Raw genomic sequence first — 16,043 nt, forward strand, 5'->3', positions numbered from 1 at the left:
TCATCATGAGTCTGACTAAAATTTCAGTCAAGTCGAGCATGGCTCAGTGGAGGTGACGGTGCCGGACCGCCGGAATTCGATCCTGGACGCCGCCGTCCGGGTGATCGCCCGCGCCGGGGTGCGGGGGCTGCGCGTGGAGGAGCTCGCCGCCGAGGCCGGCGTCTCCATGGCGCTGATCTACTACCACTTCGGGGACCGCGCCGGGCTGTTGCGGCGGACGCTGGAGCACATCAACGACCGTGCGGCGAGCTACACCCGGAAGCCGGCGGGGCCGGATCCGCGGCGCGAGGTCGAGCGGTTGTTGCTGCTGGAGCTCCAGGACACCGACGAGGTGCGGGTCAACAGCACCGCCTGGGGCGAACTCCGCGCCACCGCCGTCTTCGACGACGATCTCCGGGAACCGCTGGCCGCGTCGACCAAGGTGTGGGTGGACGAGATCGCCGCCGCCATCACGCGGGCCCAGCGGGCCGGATCGGTCTCCGGCAACGTCCGACCGGCCGAGGCCGCCGACCTCCTCACCGCCCTGGTCGAGGGCCTGAGCGACCGCTGGCTCAGCGGGTCGATGACCCTCGCCCGCGCCCGCAGGCTGCTGCGCGGCGCGATCGCGGCGGAACTGGACTGATCAGTTGCCGAACGGGAGCTTGAGCGGCAGGGACGGCAGCGGCGGCAGCAGGGGCAGCGTGGTCGGCACCTGGCTCAGGATCTCCTTGACGACGCTGTCGACGTGCGGCACCACCTCGCGGGCCTGCAACAGGTGACTGGGGCTGGGCGGCGGAGTGGTCTCAGGAGTCACAGGCGGTGGAGCGGCCGGCGGCGCTTCCGACGTAGTGGTGGTGGGCGCAAGGGTGGTGGTGGTCGTGGTGGTGACGGCCGTCGTGGTCGGGGTGGTCGTCATGGCGGCCGGCGCCTCGGCGCGGGGGGCGGGGGCGGACGGCGCGGTGCCGGGCAGCAGCATGACGGCGGCGACCGGCGCGGCGACGGCGGCGCAGGTAAGCGGGGCGGCGAAGCGCTGGGCGAACCGGGCACAGCAGACGCCGACGGGGATCACCACGGCGATCCGCAGCTTGCGCAGCCGGCGCCGGGCCCGGGTGAGGTGGGACTCGACGGCCCGGGCGGTCAGCCCGAACGCCTCGGCGACCTCGGCCTCGGACATGCCGTCGCCGATGGCGGCGCAGACCTCGCGGGTGGCCGGCGGCAGCTCGGCCATGGACCGGACCAGGTAGCGGGCGAGGTCGCGATCGGCGACGAGGTCGGCGGGATCGTCGGGGCCGATCGGGTGCTGGCGGCGGCCGGCCAGCCGCTCCCGGCACTGCCGCCGGACCAGGTCGATCAGCCGCCGCCGGGACACGGTGGCGACCCAGCCCGCGGGCGTCCGCACGGACTCGGGGTCGTCCACCTCCAGCAGCTCGACCAGGGCCTCGTGCACGCAGTCCTCGGCCTCCTCGAGGGTGGCCCCGGCGGCCAGGCACAGGCGCAGCGCATGGGCGCGCACGGCGCCGTACTCGTCGACGGTCATGGCCCTCCCTCGATCGATCCGGAAGCTAACACGCCGGACGCTCCGGAATCGCCCAGTGACTGAATGACATCTGTTTTGCGGGTGAAGCCCTTCCCGTACGACCCCTCAACGAAACGTCGAGGGGAGTGGGTGTGCGGGCAGTGCAAGGGTGTGTAGGCCGGGAGTCGGAGCTGGCTGTGGTTCAGCAAGCGCTTTCCGACGCGCTGTGCCGGCTGCCGTCGGTGGTCTGCGTGGCGGGCGGCCCCCGGATGGGCCGGACCACCCTGCTGGAGGCCTGTGCCGAGCTCGCCGCGACCATGGGCTTCACCGTGCTCAAGGCCCAGGGCTCGGCCGTGGAGACCGACTTCCCGTACGAACTCGCGTCGCAGCTGTTCGAGCCGCTCGCCGCCGACGTGGTCGATCGCGTCGCCAGCTGCGCCGATCCCGATCCCCGCGCCCACCAGGCGGCGCTGCGCGAGCTGTACCGGCAGTTCCGGGAGCTCGCCGAGCGGACCCCGGTGCTGGTCGCCGTCGACAACCTCGACCTCGCCGACCGGGACTCCCTGCGCCTGCTCTCCTACCTGCGCCGACGCCTCACCGACCTGCCGGTCGCGATGATCGCCACGACCCTGCCCGGCCGGCTGCTGGAATGCACGGTCGGCGCCCGCCGCCTCACGCTGGGCGGACTCGACGTGCCGGCGGTTCGGGCCCTGGTCGGCTACGAGGCGGCCCTGTGCCACGAGGCGACCGGCGGGCATCCGTGGCTGGTGACGGAGCTGCTGCGCGAATCCGAGCTGCGCGGTGAGTCGGTCGGCGACCTGTGCCGGACGCCCTCGGCGGAGCTGGTGTCCACTGTGGTCACGACGCTGGGGCCGGAGCTCGTGGCCGTCGGCCGGGCGGCGGAGTTGGTCGGCAGAAGCGACATCCCACTGGTCGCCGCGGTTGCCGCCGTCGGCCACGAGGCCGCGAGCCGCGGGCTGCTGGAGTTCGAGACGGTCGCCGTGCCGCTGGTCATCGCCGCCGTGAACGCCGGCACGCCGTCGGAGATGCGGCTGCGGGCGGCGCGGCAGCTGCACCAGCGCCGCGCCCCGGTCGACGATGTCGTCGAGCACCTGCTTGCCACCGATCCCGTCGGCGACGAGTGGACCTGCCGCCTGCTGGCGGAGTTCGCCGCCACGGCCATGACCGACGGCGATCCCGAGCGCGCCGCGGACTGCCTCCGGCGGCTGCTCGCGGAGCCGCTGACCGAGGACGACCGCCGGAGGGTATTCGCCCAGCTCGGCGAGGCCGAGGTGCACACCGACCCACACGCCGCGTTGGCGCACCTGACGCAGGCCGGCGGCGGCGTGACCTTGGCCTACGAGCTTGCCGAGCGGGGCGAACTCGTGGACGCGGCCCGCGTGCTGGCCGACACCGACGACGACCTGGCCCCGGTGTCCATCGCCGTCGAGCACGCCGGCACGGTCGACCAGATGCCGCCGCTGCCGGACACCGCCCGTCGGCAACGGCTCTGGCACGCCGTCGCGGCCGTTTCCCTTGCCCTCTCCGGCGACCGCCTGCGGGCATCGGCCGCGCTACGGCGGGTGTCGGGCCGGAACCTGGCCGTCACGGCCGGTTCTGACCTGGTCGACCGCCGCGCCTTCCTGCACATCGTCACCGCACTGTCCCTGATGGACGATCTCGACGAGGCGGAGCGCTTGTGCGACAACGCCCTCGCGGCTGTGGCCGACCGCCGTAGGCCGGCACTGTCCCGCCTGGCGCTAGGTCTGCGCACCGAGCTCGCGCTGCGCCGCGGCGACCTGCGCGAGGCGCGGCGGGTCACCCTGCTGCAAAACGACCCGCACGTCACGGCGCTCGCGCCGATGATCGGCGCCCTGATCGACGTGAACGAAACGCAGTCGGCGGCGGTGCTGCTGAGCGCGCACGGCCTGGACGGCGAGGTCCCAGGCTCGGCCCGGTACGACGAGGTGCTGTTCCAGCGCGGACGCCTGCGCGCGGCCACCGGCGACAACGCCCGCGCGGTGAATGACCTGCTGGAATGCGGTCGCCGGCAGGACCAGCGGGGCGTGCTCAACCCGGCGGTGTGCCCGTGGCGGTCGACCGCCGCGCGGATCCTCGTCGAGCTGGGGGACCGTCGCCGCGCGGTGACGTTGGCGGAGCGGGAACTCCACCTCGCCCGGCACTGGGGCTCGGCGTCGGCGGTCGGTGTCGCGCTGCGCGGCGCCGGTGTGGTGACCGGCAACGCCGAACTGCTCGCGGAGGCCGTGGACACCCTGCGCGAGTCGCCCACGCGCCTGGAGTACGGCCGAGCGCTCGCGGACTGGGGCCGCTGCCTGCGGGAATCCGGGGACGAGCTCGCGGCGCGGTCGGTGCTGCGGATGGCGCACGACATGGCCATGCGCTGCGGCTCGGTGGCGCTGATGGAAACGGCGAGTCGGGAACTGCGGCAGGCAGGGGGTCGCCGCAGATTCGCCGCCGCCGATCCGGCGATGTTGACCGAGCGGGAATCGTTCGTCGCGCAGCGGGCCGCGGCCGGCCGGACGAACAAGGAAATAGCCGGTGAATTGTACGTCACGACGCGGAGCGTCGAATTCGCGCTGACCAGCGTCTACCGCAAGCTCGGGGTTTCCGGCCGACGCGAGCTGCGCGGCGCGCTGGGGTTGGGGAATTAACCCCAGCGCGCCCGCACCTGTTTCAGCCCACGATCACCGCGTCGGCGACGAGCGAGCCGCCGACCTGGTGGCCCTTCACGGTGATCAGGGCGTCCAGCGACAGGCTGCCCTCGATCGTGGTGCCGCTGGTCAGGGTGATCTTCACGTGCGCGTTCGCGCTGGTGGTGACGGTGATGACGTTGCCGACGACGGCGGACAGGCTGCCGGACACCGACACCTCGGCGGACGCGGAGGCGGCCGGGGCGACCGGCGCGGCCGAGGCCGCCGCGGTGCCGCCGAGCAGGGCGCCGGCGGCCGCGGTCGCGACGACAGCAGTGGCGATACGGTGCAGAGCGTTCATTGTTCTCTCCTCTGTCGCGTACGGTCCGGAATGGTTTCCGCCGTCGAGAGAGAGCTTTCCGGTCCATTCCGTCGCGAACAAGGATGGCGGGCCTTGTCTATGGTTTTTCCGCAGCCCGCTACGGGCGTCGAACGGTGAACCGAAATAACCGTTTGCGGCCGTGAATGGATTCGGTTTGCGCCGAACTAGCACAGTGACCGCTGCCCGCACATCCCACCGCGGGCCGACCCTTGCCCTCCGCTCCCGGTCCGACGCGAGTTGACCACCGCCACGGCGACCCTTCCGCCATGCCCTTGACCACCTACCTGACGACCGCCGTGCTCGCGGCGGCCCTGACCTCCGCGCCGCACCAACCCATCGCCTGGCACACGTGCCTCACGACCCCGCCCGATCCCGTCGGCCAGGCCCTCAACGACGCCGGCGCCCAGTGCGCCGACATCACCGTGCCGCTGGACTACCGAAGACCACAGGGCGACAAGATCACCGTCGCCATCTCGCGGATCACCGCCACCGACCCAGCCCACCGCCGCGGGGTCATGCTGATCAACCCCGGCGGCCCCGGCGACATCGGCCTGGACAACGCGCTGCTCGGCCAGTACTCGCCGGAGCTCGGCAAGGCGTACGACCTGATCGGCTTCGACCCCCGGTTCGTCGGGCGCAGCACGCCGCACGAGTGCCGGTGGAACACGTCCACGTTCCAACGCTCCGCGGGGCCGAGCCTGCGCAGCTTCCAGGAGTCCGTCGCCTTCGAGGCCCGTCTGGCGGCTGGTTGCGCCGACAAGAACCTGCCGTACGACTCGACCCGCAACGCCGTTCGCGACATGGATGTGATCCGGCAGGCCCTGGGCGAACAGCGGATCTCCTACATCGGCTTCTCGTACGGGACCTACCTCGGCGCCGTCTACCTCCAGATGTTCGGCGACCACGCGGACCGCTTCGTGCTGGACAGCTCGGTCGACCCGGACGCATACGGCCCGAACCTTTTCACCAACCAGGGCCCGGCGCGGCAGGCTGCGCTCAACCACTTCGCGCAGTGGGCCGCCGGTCACGAGGGGCTCGGCGACACCGCCCAGGACGTGCTGGCCACCGTGAACGGCCTGAAGCCGACGACCGTCGGAAAGTACACAGTGGACGATCACGTGCTGCCGTACCTGATCTACACCGGCGTCGCGGACGACCGGAGGTACGACGAACTCGCCGCGACGACAAGGACTCTGCGCGACGGCACGGCGCCGACCGGCGCTCTGGCCACGCAGCTCGACGGCCTTGCCACCGGCTCCGGCGAAGCCGGCGCCAGGTTCGGCACGCCGGTCCTGTGCGCGGATCGCGCCGTCTCGCGCGACCCGTGGACCTACTACCGAGACATCCAGGCCCATCGGGCCGACGAGCCGCTCTTCGGACCGCTGACCCGGAACATCTCGCCGTGCGCGTTCTGGCCCACCGCCCCGGTCGAGCCGCCGACAACCGTCCACAATGGAGTCCCGGTGCTGATGGTCGGCGCTGCCGGAGACGCGACCACACCCAATCCGGGACAGCTGGCCATGCACCGCGACCTCACCGCGTCACGGATGGTCACGCAGCTCAACGCGTACCATCACGGCGCTTTCCTCGGCGGCAGCGCCTGCATCGACGCGGCGGTGGTCGACTACCTCACCGGTGGCGCGCTGCCGGCCGCCGACTCGACCTGCACGTGACCTCCTAGCCACAGCCCGCGCGACCCGTCCAGCCGGAGCGTGATCTCCGACGGGCGGCCCATCGCGCGGCCCTGGCGGACCCGGATCGGCCGGTCACCGCGTTCCACGAGTCCGTTCTCCAGCAACCCGAACGCGAGCGCGGCGGCGGCGATGCCCGTCGCCGCGTCCTCGGGATATCCCGACGAGCGGGGGAACTGCCGGGCCTCGAACACCTGCCGGTCCCGCATCGCGTACGGATACAACCCGGTCGAACCGACGAGGTCGCAGACCTCCTTGACCCGGCTGAAGTCCGGCTGCAACCCGTCCAGGATGTCCGTGCTGGCCAAGGGAACCAGCGTCTTCACCCGGGCGGTGCTGGCGTTCTGCACGGGGTACGGCGCGAGGTCCGCCGCCGTGATGCCGAGAACGTCCAGCACGGCCTCCACTTCGCTGACCGGCTCGACGGTCCCGACCGGTTGGCTGATCTCGATGCCGTCGCGCAGCCGGGCCCGGACTTCGCCGCTGGCGGTGGAGATCCTCAGCTGGTCGCCGGTCACGCGGCCCAGGCGGCGCAACACCCACACCGCGCCGACCGTCGCGTGCCCGCACATGGACATTTCGTGCTCCGGCACCCAGAACCGCAGCGCGAGGTCGAAACCGGGCGGCCCGGCGAGCACGAACCCCGACTCGTGCCCGTACTTCCCTGCCACCGCTTGCATCTCCGCGTCGGACATCCCGTCGGCGTCGACCACGATCGGTGCCGGGTTCCCGCCGCCGGGGCCGGCAGGGAAGACGTGCACGAGGTGGATGTCGGTCATGGGATGCATGCAAGCTCGCTGTGCCGGGGCCGTCAAGGGACCAGTACGACCTTGCCGGCAACCGTGCCCGACTCGGCGAGGCGCAGCGCCGCCGACGCGTCGGCCAGCGGGAACCGGGCGGCGACCTGAGCCTGGAGCGTGCCGTCGGCCAGCAGGTCGAACACCTGGCCCAGGTCGTGCCGCAGCTTGGCGTGGAAGCGGGCCTTGTCGCGGACGCCCGTCCAGATGTTGAAGAAGCTGGTGTGGCGGCGGTTCGGCAGCGCGTTCCACCACAGCAGCCGGCCGATCAGCTTCAGCACCGGCAGCCGCGACGACCCCTCCTGGTCACGTGTCGAGGCGGTGCCGTAGGACACCAGCGTGCCGCCGGGCGCCAGCAGCCGGAACGACTCCACGATGCCGGCGCCGCCGACGTGATCGAAGACGGCGTCGACGCCGTTCGGGGCCAGGGCGCGGATCTGGTCGTACAGGTCGGGGGCGCGGTAGTCGAGCGGCGTCGCGCCGAGCGCCCGAACGGCGTCGTGGTGGCGGGGCGAGGCCGTGCCGATCACGCGGACGCCGGCCGCGCGGGCCAGCTGCACCAGGGTGGAGCCGACGCCGCCGTTGGCGCCGAGCACCAGCACCGTCTGGCCGGGCCGGATCTTCGCCGTCCGGTGCAGCATCTGCCAGGCGGTGATGCCGTTGACCACCAGCGTCTCGGCGTCGGCGGCGGACACACCTTCCGGCACCGGCACCACCGCGTCGGCCGCCAGCAGCAGGTGCGAGGACCAGCCGCCGATCTTCGTCAGGGCGGCGACGCGCCGGCCGGCCAGCGCCGGGTCCACGCCCGGGCCCGTCGCCTCGACGACGCCGACCACGTCGTAGCCCGGCACGAACGGGAAGGCCGGCTGGTCGTAGTACTTGCCGCGGCGCATCTGCTGCTCGGCGAAGGAGACGCCGGTCGCCTCCATGCGCACCAGCACCTGGCCGGCGGCCGGCTCGGCGATCACGTGCGAGCGGGTCCGAAGGCCCTCCGGCTCGACCTTGCCCGGCAGGACGATCTCGGTGGCGGTCGTGGTCATGATGGTCTCCTCGAGGAATAGAGTGGTTAATCACTCACTAAGCGGCCGAAAAGCAGGGCCGACGGCCCGAACTCAGGTTTCAGACGTGCTTGATGCCGGCCGAGAGCACGCGCGCCCAGGGGGCGTCCACGCTGCTGGCGTCGATGGCGACGATCAGGTGGCACAGCATGCCGACGGCGAAGAAGTTCTGCACCTGCGGCTCACTGGCCCCGGACACGCTGCGCACGTACTCCACGACCCGGGCGTAGCCGGCGCGGACGGCCTCTCGCACCGTCGGCTCGGCCGCTGCCGCCGCCTGGGCGTGCAGCTGGACCAGGATCAGGTTCTGGTCCGAGATCAGCTCCGCGTACGAGTCGGCCATCGCCCGCAGCACCAGCTCGGGATCGGTGCTGGCGGCGGCGGCCGCGCCGCGGGCGAGACTGTCCCGGACCAGGTCGAACGCGTGCTCGACGACGGCCAGGAACAGCGCCTCCTTGTTCGGGAACAGCCGGTAGACGTACGCCTGCGAGATGCCGGCCCGGGTCGCGACCTCGGTGGTGGTGGTGCCGTAGTAGCCGCGGCTGGCGAAGGTCTCGACCGCCGTGCGTAGCACCGTGTCCCGCCGTTCCTCCGAGGTGGAGAGGGTCCGTGGTCGCGTCCGTGTCATAGGAGTAATAAACCACTCACACTTTGCCGAGTCAAGGGGTGACCGGCTCCCGCTCCAGCAACGCGGGACGACCGTCGCTGCCGGCGGGCACCGGGTAGTAGCTGTGGTGCGTGCCCGGATCCACCGCCACCACGTGCGCGCCGTCGGCGAGGTGGTCCGAGCCGGCCACCGTGAGCCTGCGATCGTGGAGATCCAGCACCGACACCGTCCCGCTCTCGCACGCGACGTAGAGCCGGTGCTCCGAGGCGTCGTACGCCAGCACGTCCGGATCGGCGCCCACCAGGTCGGCGCCGGTGACCTGCCAGGTGCTCATGTCCACGGTGAGCAGCGTGGCGTTGCCGTCGCAGGCGACGAACGCCAACCGGGCGGCGGTGTCCAGGGCCAGGCCGTGGTCGTGGTCGCAGCCGGGCAGCGGCACCCGCTTGGTGACGGCGAGCGAGGCGGGGTCGATGACGGCGAGGTCGTTGCGGCCCTGCACGTCCACCAGCATCCGGTCCATGGTCGGGTCATAGGCGACGTTGCCGACCTCGCCGCCGAGATCGACACTGCCCCGCGCGGCCGCGGTGGCGGCGTCGACCACGGTCTCGGTGCCGCCGGTCTCGTTCGTCGTCCACACCGTGTTCCGGCGCGGGTCGTAGGCGATCCCGTCCGGGTAGGCGCCGGTCTCCCCGTGGTTGATCACCTCGCCGGTGTCCTCGTTCACCGCGACGACCTGGTTGGCGCCGGTGGCTGTGGCGTAGACCCGGTTCAGGGCCGGCACCACGAGCACACCGTGCACCTGCGACACGTTCGGGATCGTGCGCACGACCTTGTTCGCGTGCACGTCGATCTCCACGATCTCGCTGGCGCCCAGGTGCGCGACGAACAGCAAGCCCCGCCGGGCGTCGAGGCTGGCGTAGTCGAAGCGGGAGTTGTCGCCAGGCAGCGGGAGCTTGCGGACCGCCCGCAAGGGCAGCGGAGACGACGGTGCGGACGGTCCGCGGGTCAGCGCATACACGCCGACCCCGACCGCCGCGGCGAGGACAACGGCGGCGCAGGTCAACACGGTCCGCCGTGATGCCATCGGAGTCTCCCAACCGGTCACGCGGTGAGCCACCCGGCGATATCGGCGATCACCTCGGGGTCCACGTGCTGGACCGGCTCGTACTCGCCCGGCGTCGACGGACCGCTGCCCGGGAAGAACAGGTGGTTGTCGGCGTCGTACACGCGGACCGTCACCTGTGGGCGGTCGGCGAGCTTCTCCTGCCAGCGGGCCAGGTCGTCCTTGACGGTCACCTGGTAGTCGCGAGCGCCCTGGAGGACGAGGATCGGCACGTCCAGAGCGGCCGCGGTGGTCGGCGCGTCGTAGCCGCGCAGGTCCAGCCAGTACGCGCCGGGCACGCCGAACGGCAGCTCGGTGACGGGTGTGTCGGGGGAGAGGTCGGGGCTGTCGACCAGCTCCGCCTGCTTGGCGATGGCCGCGATCGTGCCCTCCGGCGAGCCGATGTGCCGCATCTGGCGCACGGCCGCCCAGTGCAACGGCTGTGCGCCGCCGGCCATCAGGACCAGGCCGGCGACTGCCGGCTCCTCGGCGGCGATGCGCGGCGCGACCGTGCCGCCGAGGCTGTGCCCGAGCAGGTGGATCCGGCCGATGTCCTCGCGCTGCTTGAGCAACTCGACGGCGGCCAGCGCGGCCGGCGCGTATTCGTCGTACATGGTGAAGCCGGGGTCGGCCCGGGCCTCCTGCGGGTGCGCGTGCGTGACCTTCTCGAAGCGCAGCACGGCAATGCCGCGACTGGCGAGCCCCCAGGCGACGTCCTTGAGCGGCTTGTTGCGGCCGATGGTCTCGTCCTGGTCGTGCGCGCCGGAACCGCTGAGCAGCACCACCGCCGGCCACGGCCCGGAACCGTGGGGAACGCTCAACGTGCCGCCCACGGCCAGCGGACCGGAGTCCAAAGTGACGGCCTCTTCGGCAAAACGGGAACCGTCCGCATAGGACGGTGGCTCCCACGGCGCGACCGGCTCGGCCGCCTCCGCTGGCGCGAGCTGCAACCCCCCGAGTCCACCGGGGCCGGCCTGGAGCACCAGCGTCAGCCGGCCCCGCTCGAACGTCAGCGGGACCCGGATCGTGCCCTGATCGCCGACCGGCGCGCCGGTCTCGGTGAGCTCGCCGTACTGGGCCACCGCCGCCGTCCAGGCCGTGCCGATCGCGTCGGCCGGCACCAGCGGCCGCAGCTGCGGCGTGAACAGCTCGCGGATCTCGGCGAACCTGCCGGCCCGCAACAGCTCGACGACGTCCGGTGTCATGGCTCGATCGTAGGCGGGTGGTCTCCGCCGCTCAGTTCTGCTGCTGCACCGTGAACTGCTCGGACGGGCTGCCGTTGCACTGCTGCTGGTCGAGCCGGGTGTTGTCGCCGCTGCCGGGCACGTCCAGGCACTGGCCGCTGTGCTGGGCGATCAGAGAGAACGCGCCGTTGCCCTGGTCGGCCAGCTTCCACAGCTGGTTCGAGCCGCCGCCGAAGGCCCAGAGCTGGACCGGCGTGCCGGGGGAGGTCGAGCCGGGGCCGCCGGTCACGTCCAGGGCGAGCTTGGGGGCGTTGCGGTTGAGCACCCGGAAGAAGCCGTTGCCGACGGGGATGAACTGCCACAGCTGGTTGGACTTGCCGGTGCCGCAGCCGAACTCGATCACCGGGGTGCCGTCGCGGCGGCCGCCGCCGGCGGCGTCGAGGCACTTGCCGGTGCCGGCGTTGGTGATCGTGTACCAGATGCCGGCCTGGACGGGGACTGCGTTAGAGGTGCTGGTGGTCGTGGTGGTGCTGGTGGTCGTCGTGGTCGGGGCGACGGTGGTGGTCGGCAGCGGCGGCGTGGTGGTGGTCGGCTGCGGGGTCTGGGTGGCCGCGTCGGTGTGCGGGCCGCCGCCGAACGCCAGCAGCACGCCGGCCATCGCCGTGAAGAACACCATCGCCACCACGGTCGCGCCGACGATCGTGGCGGTCTTCCGGCGTTTCTCCGGGGTTTCCACGGCGACCGGCGGGGTGCCGGGCTCGGGCGGCGCCTCGACCGTGCGGGCCGCCTCGGCGCGCCGGCGGTTGATCATCTCCTGCACGGACTGCGGCCAGGGGCTCACGAACGGCGCCTGCTGGCCGATGGCCTCGGCGATCTGCTGGGGCGTCGGCCGGCCGGCGGGGTCCTTGGCCAGGCAGGGGCCGACGATCCAGCGCACCGTGTCCGGGACGCCGGCCAGGTCGGGCACCACGTTCATCACGTTGGCCAGGGTCTGCTGGGGCGACTGCGCCGCGAACGGGCTGCGGCCGGTCGCCGCCGTGTACAGCACGGTGCCGAACGCGAACACGTCGCTGGCCCAGCTCGCCGGCTGGCCGGCGGCCTGCTCCGGCGACACGAAGCCCGGCGTGCCGGCCAGGCCCTGCGCGTGCGAGATGCCGAAGTCGATGACCTTCGGGCCGTCGTCGGCGAGCAGCACGTTGGCGGGGTTGAGGTTGCGGTGCAGCAGGCCGACGGCGTGGATCTCGGCCAGCGCCGCCGCCATGCCCGCGGCGAGCACCAGCACCGAGTCCGCCGGCAGCCGCCCCGCCTGCCGCAGCGACGGGCCCGGGATGTACCCCGTGGCCAGCCACGGCACCGGCGCGTCGAGGTCTCCGTCGACCAGGGGCGCGGTGCTCGGACCGGTCACGTCGCGCGAGGCGATGACCTCGCGGCGGAAGCCCTCGTCACGCATCAGGTAGGGGTGCAGCAGCCGCAGCGCGACCAGTCGGCCGTCCGGGGCGACGCCCAGCAGCACACGACCGGTTCTGCCGCGGCCCAGCACCGCGATGGTCCGGTACGGGCCCACCGCGACCGGGTCGGACGTCCCTAACGGCCTCACAGCACGACTCCCCTTCGATAACACTTTCGGGGGAAGAGGTTAGCGGGCAGCGCAACGTCCCTGGACCGGCCGGACGACCCTGTCACGCCTTTTCAGGCGCAGGAGCGGGCGCGGCGGGTGTCGTGGGCTCGCGCGGGGTGTGCTTGGCCAGCCACCCGGCGGCGAAGGTCAGCCCGCCGACCACGGCCCCGCTGATCAGCGCCGTTGCCCAGCCGGGCACGCCGTTGGGGAAGACGTACCTGGCCGCCAGGTCCATCACGAAGCTGGTGACCAGCGCGGTGGTGCTGGCCGCCTTGACCTTCGTCTCCACGGCGTGGAAGGCGCCGATCTCGGCCTCGCGGGCCTCGCGGCGGAAGAAGCGCATCAGATCCATCTCGGCGGTCCCCTGTCCGTCAGGGCGAGGGCTGTCGCGCCAGGAAGGCCTGGCCCGCGGCCCGACCGTGGGCGAACAGCGTCTGCTGCTGGTCGCGGGTCAGCCCGAAGTCCAGCGGCGTCACCTCGCTCGTGTCCACGGTGATCGTCCTCCTGGTCAGCCCCTCCTCCGCCAGGTGGTACCGATTCGTCATCGCGGACAGCACGGTGTCGTAGAGGGCGTGGGCCTGGCCCAGGGCCGAGGTGACCGGCTTGTCCGCGGCCACCGGCTCGGCGGAGATCATCACGGCCCAGGTGGGCCAGCGCGGCGGCTTGTCGTCGGTGCGGTCGAAGATGGTCACGGGGAAGTTGGCCACCATGCCGCCGTCGACCCAGGTGACCTGCTCGCCGGCGCCGGTGGTGAACTGCACCGGGCGGAAGAAGAACGGGAACGACATCGACGCCCGGACCGCGTCGACGATGCGCTGCTCGCCGGGTTGCCGCCCGTACTGCCCGTAGTCCCACGGCAGCCGCACCAGCACCCGCCGGGAGATGTCGGTCGCCGCGATGACCAGCGAGTACGCCTGGTAGTCGGGCATGGCCGCGTCCGGGTCGTCCAGGCGGAGATCATCGAACGTGGTCACGCCGACGCCCTCCAGCAGCGGCGTCATGAACTCCTGCACGAAGTCCCCGCTGTACAGGCCGTCCTTGACCAGCAGGTCGATGCCGAGGCCGATGGGGCCGGTGAACCGCTCCAGCGTGCTCGGGTCCTTGAACCGGTTGTAGTCCAGCTCGCGCATCACCGGTTCGAGCTTGTGCAGGTCCTCGCCGGCACGCTGGTAGGCGGCGACCAGCGTGCCGACGATCGCGCCCGCGCTGGTGCCGGCGATCCGGTTGAACCGGTAGCCCGCCTCGGCGAGGGTCAGGATCACGCCGAGGGCGGCGACCCCCTTCACGCCGCCGCCCTGGATGACGAGGTCGACGGTCTTTGTCGACGTTCCCATGTGGATGCTCCCGCCTCGCTGTGACGGCCGCGACGCTAGCGGGAAGATCACCGGAAATCCTTGCCGCCGACCGAAAAGACGCCCGATCGTGGGCTATCCGATCGGCTCCGGGAGCAGCTGGACGCGATATTCGCAGCGGATGGTGTCACCAGTGGCCGGATCGCCGAGCTCGACGCGCCAGGCCGGCGCGAACTGGTCGACGCCCTCGTGCATGGGGATGGTGCCCGACAGCAGGACCGTGCCGGGTGCCAGGAGATCCCGCTTTCGTAGCACCTCCAGCCAGTAATGCGGCGTCAGCAACTCGGCGAGCGTGCCGCGCTGGATCTCCGTCCAGGTGTCGCCGTCGCCGACCCAGGCCGTCAGCGTCAGGTCGTCGATGCGGTCGGCGACGTCGGCGAGCCGCCAAGCCTTGCGCCCCACCACGTCCGGCCCGGCCTGCTTGCTCCAGGCGACGCCGTGCACCTCCAGGTCGCGGTCGGTGTGGTCGCAGGCGACGGTCAGCAGCACATCGTCGTCGGTGACGACCAGCGCCCACTCCGCCTCGCCGGAGGTGCGGCCGTGCTGCGCCGGCACGGTGTCGGCCTGGCTCACCAGGTACGGCGCGACGGGGTAGAGGCTGGGGGTCGTGCTCGGCGCCGGCACGCCCAGCGCGGCCAGCTCCGCGACGTGGGCGGCGACGTCGTCCTGGCTGCGCCCGGCGTAGCCGCCGTTCAGCGCGGACCGCACCTCGACTGCCGCTTTCTGCCCGTCGACCAGCTCGAACGTCAGCTCGGTCACGTGTCCTCCCTTGCGCATACGAGTTGTATACATAGAATATGCCACATGGCTGACGTGGTGGTGGACCGGCGTTCCCTCTGGCGCGCGTTCGCGGCGAGCCTGTCCGGCACGTCGCTGGAGTGGTACGACTTCGCCGCCTACTCGGTCGCCGCCGCGACGATCTTCGGCCACCTGTTCTTCCCCGGCGGCGACCCGCTGACCGCCACCATGCTGGCCTTCTCCACGTACGCCGTCGGCTACGTGGCCCGCCCGGTCGGCGGCGTGGTGTTCGGCCGGCTCGGCGACGTGATCGGCCGCAAGCGGGTGCTGGTGGCCACCCTGCTGCTGACCGGATTCGCGACCGTCCTCATCGGAGTGCTGCCGACGTACGCCGACATCGGCGGCACGGCGGCGATCCTGCTGGTGTGCCTGCGTTTCGCGCAGGGCGTGGGCATCGGCGGCGAGTGGGGCGGCGCGGTGCTGCTGTCCAGCGAGTTCGGCTCGCCGGGGCGGCGCGGGTTCTGGGCGTCGGCGGCGCAGGTCGGTCCGCCGGTGGGAAACCTGTTGGCCAACGGCGTGTTGGCGATCCTCGGGGTGGCGCTGACCGAGACGCAGTTCGAGTCGTGGGGCTGGCGGGTGGCGTTCCTGTTGTCCGCCTTGCTGATCGGCTTCGGCCTGTGGATCCGGGTCCGTCTGGAGGAGACGCCGATCTTCCAGGAGTTGGCCGCTCGCGACGAGAGGCCCAGCGCGCCGGTGACGGAGCTGTTCCGGCACGAGGGTCGCGGGCTGCTCGCCGCCGTGCTGGCTCGGGTCTGCCCGGACGTGCACTACGCGTTGTTCACGGTGTTCGTGCTGACCTACATCCAGCAGCTGGGCATGCCCCGCGCGGTCGGCATGGCGGCGGTGCTGGTGGGTTCCGCGGTGCAGGTGGTGGCGATTCCCGCCTTCGGTGCGCTGTCCGATCGGATCAACCGTCGCAAGGTGTACCTCGTCGCGGCGCTGGCCGCGGCGGTCTGGCCGCTGGTGTTCTTTCCTCTGGTGGCGGGGAAATCGGTGGCGTGGGTGTTCTTCGGGGTGATCGTCGCGCTGGTGATCCACTCGGCCATGTACGGCCCGCAGGGCGCCTTCGTCGCCGAGCAGTTCTCCGTCCGGCTGCGGTACACCGGCAGCTCGCTGGCGTACACGCTGGCCGGCGTCATCGGCGGCGCGCCCGCCCCGCTGCTGTTCACCGCGCTGCTGGCCTGGACCGGCACCTGGCCCGCGCTGGCCACGTATGTCGCGGTCACGGCGGTGATCACCGTGATCGGGCTGGCCATCGGGCGCGACGCGCCGGGGGAGTAGCCCCCATTACCTGTCGCGTAATCGCCA

Annotated in this window: 15 protein-coding genes; 4 read left to right on the forward strand and 11 right to left on the reverse strand. The window is 72.0% G+C overall.

Annotated elements, in window-relative coordinates:
• Positions 1-46 precede the first annotated feature (46 nt).
• Positions 47-622 carry a TetR/AcrR family transcriptional regulator gene (locus BCF44_RS43940; protein ID WP_246016168.1) on the forward strand — a complete coding sequence of 192 codons (576 nt, stop codon included), beginning with the start codon at positions 47-49 and terminating at the stop codon, positions 620-622.
• On the opposite strand, the gene BCF44_RS43945 is transcribed toward BCF44_RS43940, so the two are convergent.
• Complete coding sequence (locus tag BCF44_RS43945) at positions 623-1,516, reverse strand: RNA polymerase sigma factor (protein ID WP_116180460.1); 894 nt, start codon at positions 1,514-1,516, stop codon at positions 623-625.
• Between the two features lie 140 nt (positions 1,517-1,656).
• Between BCF44_RS43945 and BCF44_RS43950 the strand changes: the two genes are divergently transcribed.
• Positions 1,657-4,167 carry a helix-turn-helix transcriptional regulator gene (locus tag BCF44_RS43950; protein ID WP_281283225.1) on the forward strand — a complete coding sequence of 837 codons (2,511 nt, stop codon included), beginning with the start codon at positions 1,657-1,659 and terminating at the stop codon, positions 4,165-4,167.
• A gap of 22 nt (positions 4,168-4,189) precedes the next feature.
• Here the strand turns inward: BCF44_RS43950 and BCF44_RS43955 are convergent, their stop codons facing one another.
• A complete protein-coding gene (locus tag BCF44_RS43955) occupies positions 4,190-4,507 on the reverse strand; it encodes a hypothetical protein (RefSeq protein ID WP_116180462.1) in 318 nt (105 codons plus the stop codon).
• Between the two features lie 287 nt (positions 4,508-4,794).
• Between BCF44_RS43955 and BCF44_RS43960 the strand changes: the two genes are divergently transcribed.
• Positions 4,795-6,201: an alpha/beta hydrolase gene (locus tag BCF44_RS43960; RefSeq protein ID WP_116180463.1), complete on the forward strand. Its 1,407-nt coding sequence runs from the start codon at positions 4,795-4,797 to the stop codon at positions 6,199-6,201.
• On the opposite strand, the gene BCF44_RS43965 is transcribed toward BCF44_RS43960, so the two are convergent.
• From BCF44_RS43965 to BCF44_RS44005, 9 genes are all read right to left on the reverse strand, one after another.
• On the reverse strand, positions 6,153-6,998 hold the full coding sequence (locus tag BCF44_RS43965) for a PhzF family phenazine biosynthesis protein (RefSeq protein ID WP_211353508.1): 846 nt from the start codon (positions 6,996-6,998) through the stop codon (positions 6,153-6,155). The genes BCF44_RS43960 and BCF44_RS43965 overlap by 49 nt on opposite strands.
• 32 nt (positions 6,999-7,030) lie before the next feature.
• Positions 7,031-8,056: a medium chain dehydrogenase/reductase family protein gene (locus BCF44_RS43970; protein ID WP_116180465.1), complete on the reverse strand. Its 1,026-nt coding sequence runs from the start codon at positions 8,054-8,056 to the stop codon at positions 7,031-7,033.
• 79 nt (positions 8,057-8,135) lie between these two features.
• Positions 8,136-8,702, reverse strand: coding sequence for a TetR/AcrR family transcriptional regulator (locus BCF44_RS43975; RefSeq protein WP_116180466.1), 567 nt, complete (start codon positions 8,700-8,702; stop codon positions 8,136-8,138).
• Positions 8,703-8,733: 31 nt separating this feature from the next.
• On the reverse strand, positions 8,734-9,765 hold the full coding sequence (locus BCF44_RS43980; RefSeq protein WP_116180583.1) for a YncE family protein: 1,032 nt from the start codon (positions 9,763-9,765) through the stop codon (positions 8,734-8,736).
• Positions 9,766-9,782: 17 nt separating this feature from the next.
• Positions 9,783-10,988, reverse strand: coding sequence for an alpha/beta hydrolase (locus tag BCF44_RS43985; RefSeq protein WP_116180467.1), 1,206 nt, complete (start codon positions 10,986-10,988; stop codon positions 9,783-9,785).
• Between the two features lie 31 nt (positions 10,989-11,019).
• Positions 11,020-12,564: a serine/threonine protein kinase gene (locus BCF44_RS43990; RefSeq protein ID WP_170218073.1), complete on the reverse strand. Its 1,545-nt coding sequence runs from the start codon at positions 12,562-12,564 to the stop codon at positions 11,020-11,022.
• 82 nt (positions 12,565-12,646) lie between these two features.
• The gene (locus BCF44_RS43995; RefSeq protein ID WP_116180469.1) at positions 12,647-12,937 is read right to left on the reverse strand and encodes a hypothetical protein; all 291 of its coding nucleotides are present in this window, start codon (positions 12,935-12,937) and stop codon (positions 12,647-12,649) included.
• Between the two features lie 19 nt (positions 12,938-12,956).
• The gene (locus BCF44_RS44000) at positions 12,957-13,919 is read right to left on the reverse strand and encodes a patatin-like phospholipase family protein (protein ID WP_116180470.1); all 963 of its coding nucleotides are present in this window, start codon (positions 13,917-13,919) and stop codon (positions 12,957-12,959) included.
• A gap of 93 nt (positions 13,920-14,012) precedes the next feature.
• Positions 14,013-14,696: a DUF2848 domain-containing protein gene (locus tag BCF44_RS44005; RefSeq protein ID WP_116180471.1), complete on the reverse strand. Its 684-nt coding sequence runs from the start codon at positions 14,694-14,696 to the stop codon at positions 14,013-14,015.
• A gap of 45 nt (positions 14,697-14,741) precedes the next feature.
• On the opposite strand from BCF44_RS44005, the gene BCF44_RS44010 reads away from it, so the two are divergent.
• The gene (locus BCF44_RS44010; RefSeq protein WP_116180472.1) at positions 14,742-16,016 is read left to right on the forward strand and encodes an MFS transporter; all 1,275 of its coding nucleotides are present in this window, start codon (positions 14,742-14,744) and stop codon (positions 16,014-16,016) included.
• Positions 16,017-16,043: the final 27 nt, after the last annotated feature.

This window comes from Kutzneria buriramensis (genome assembly GCF_003387475.1).
In the GTDB taxonomy this organism is placed as follows: Bacteria; Actinomycetota; Actinomycetes; order Mycobacteriales; family Pseudonocardiaceae; genus Kutzneria; species Kutzneria buriramensis.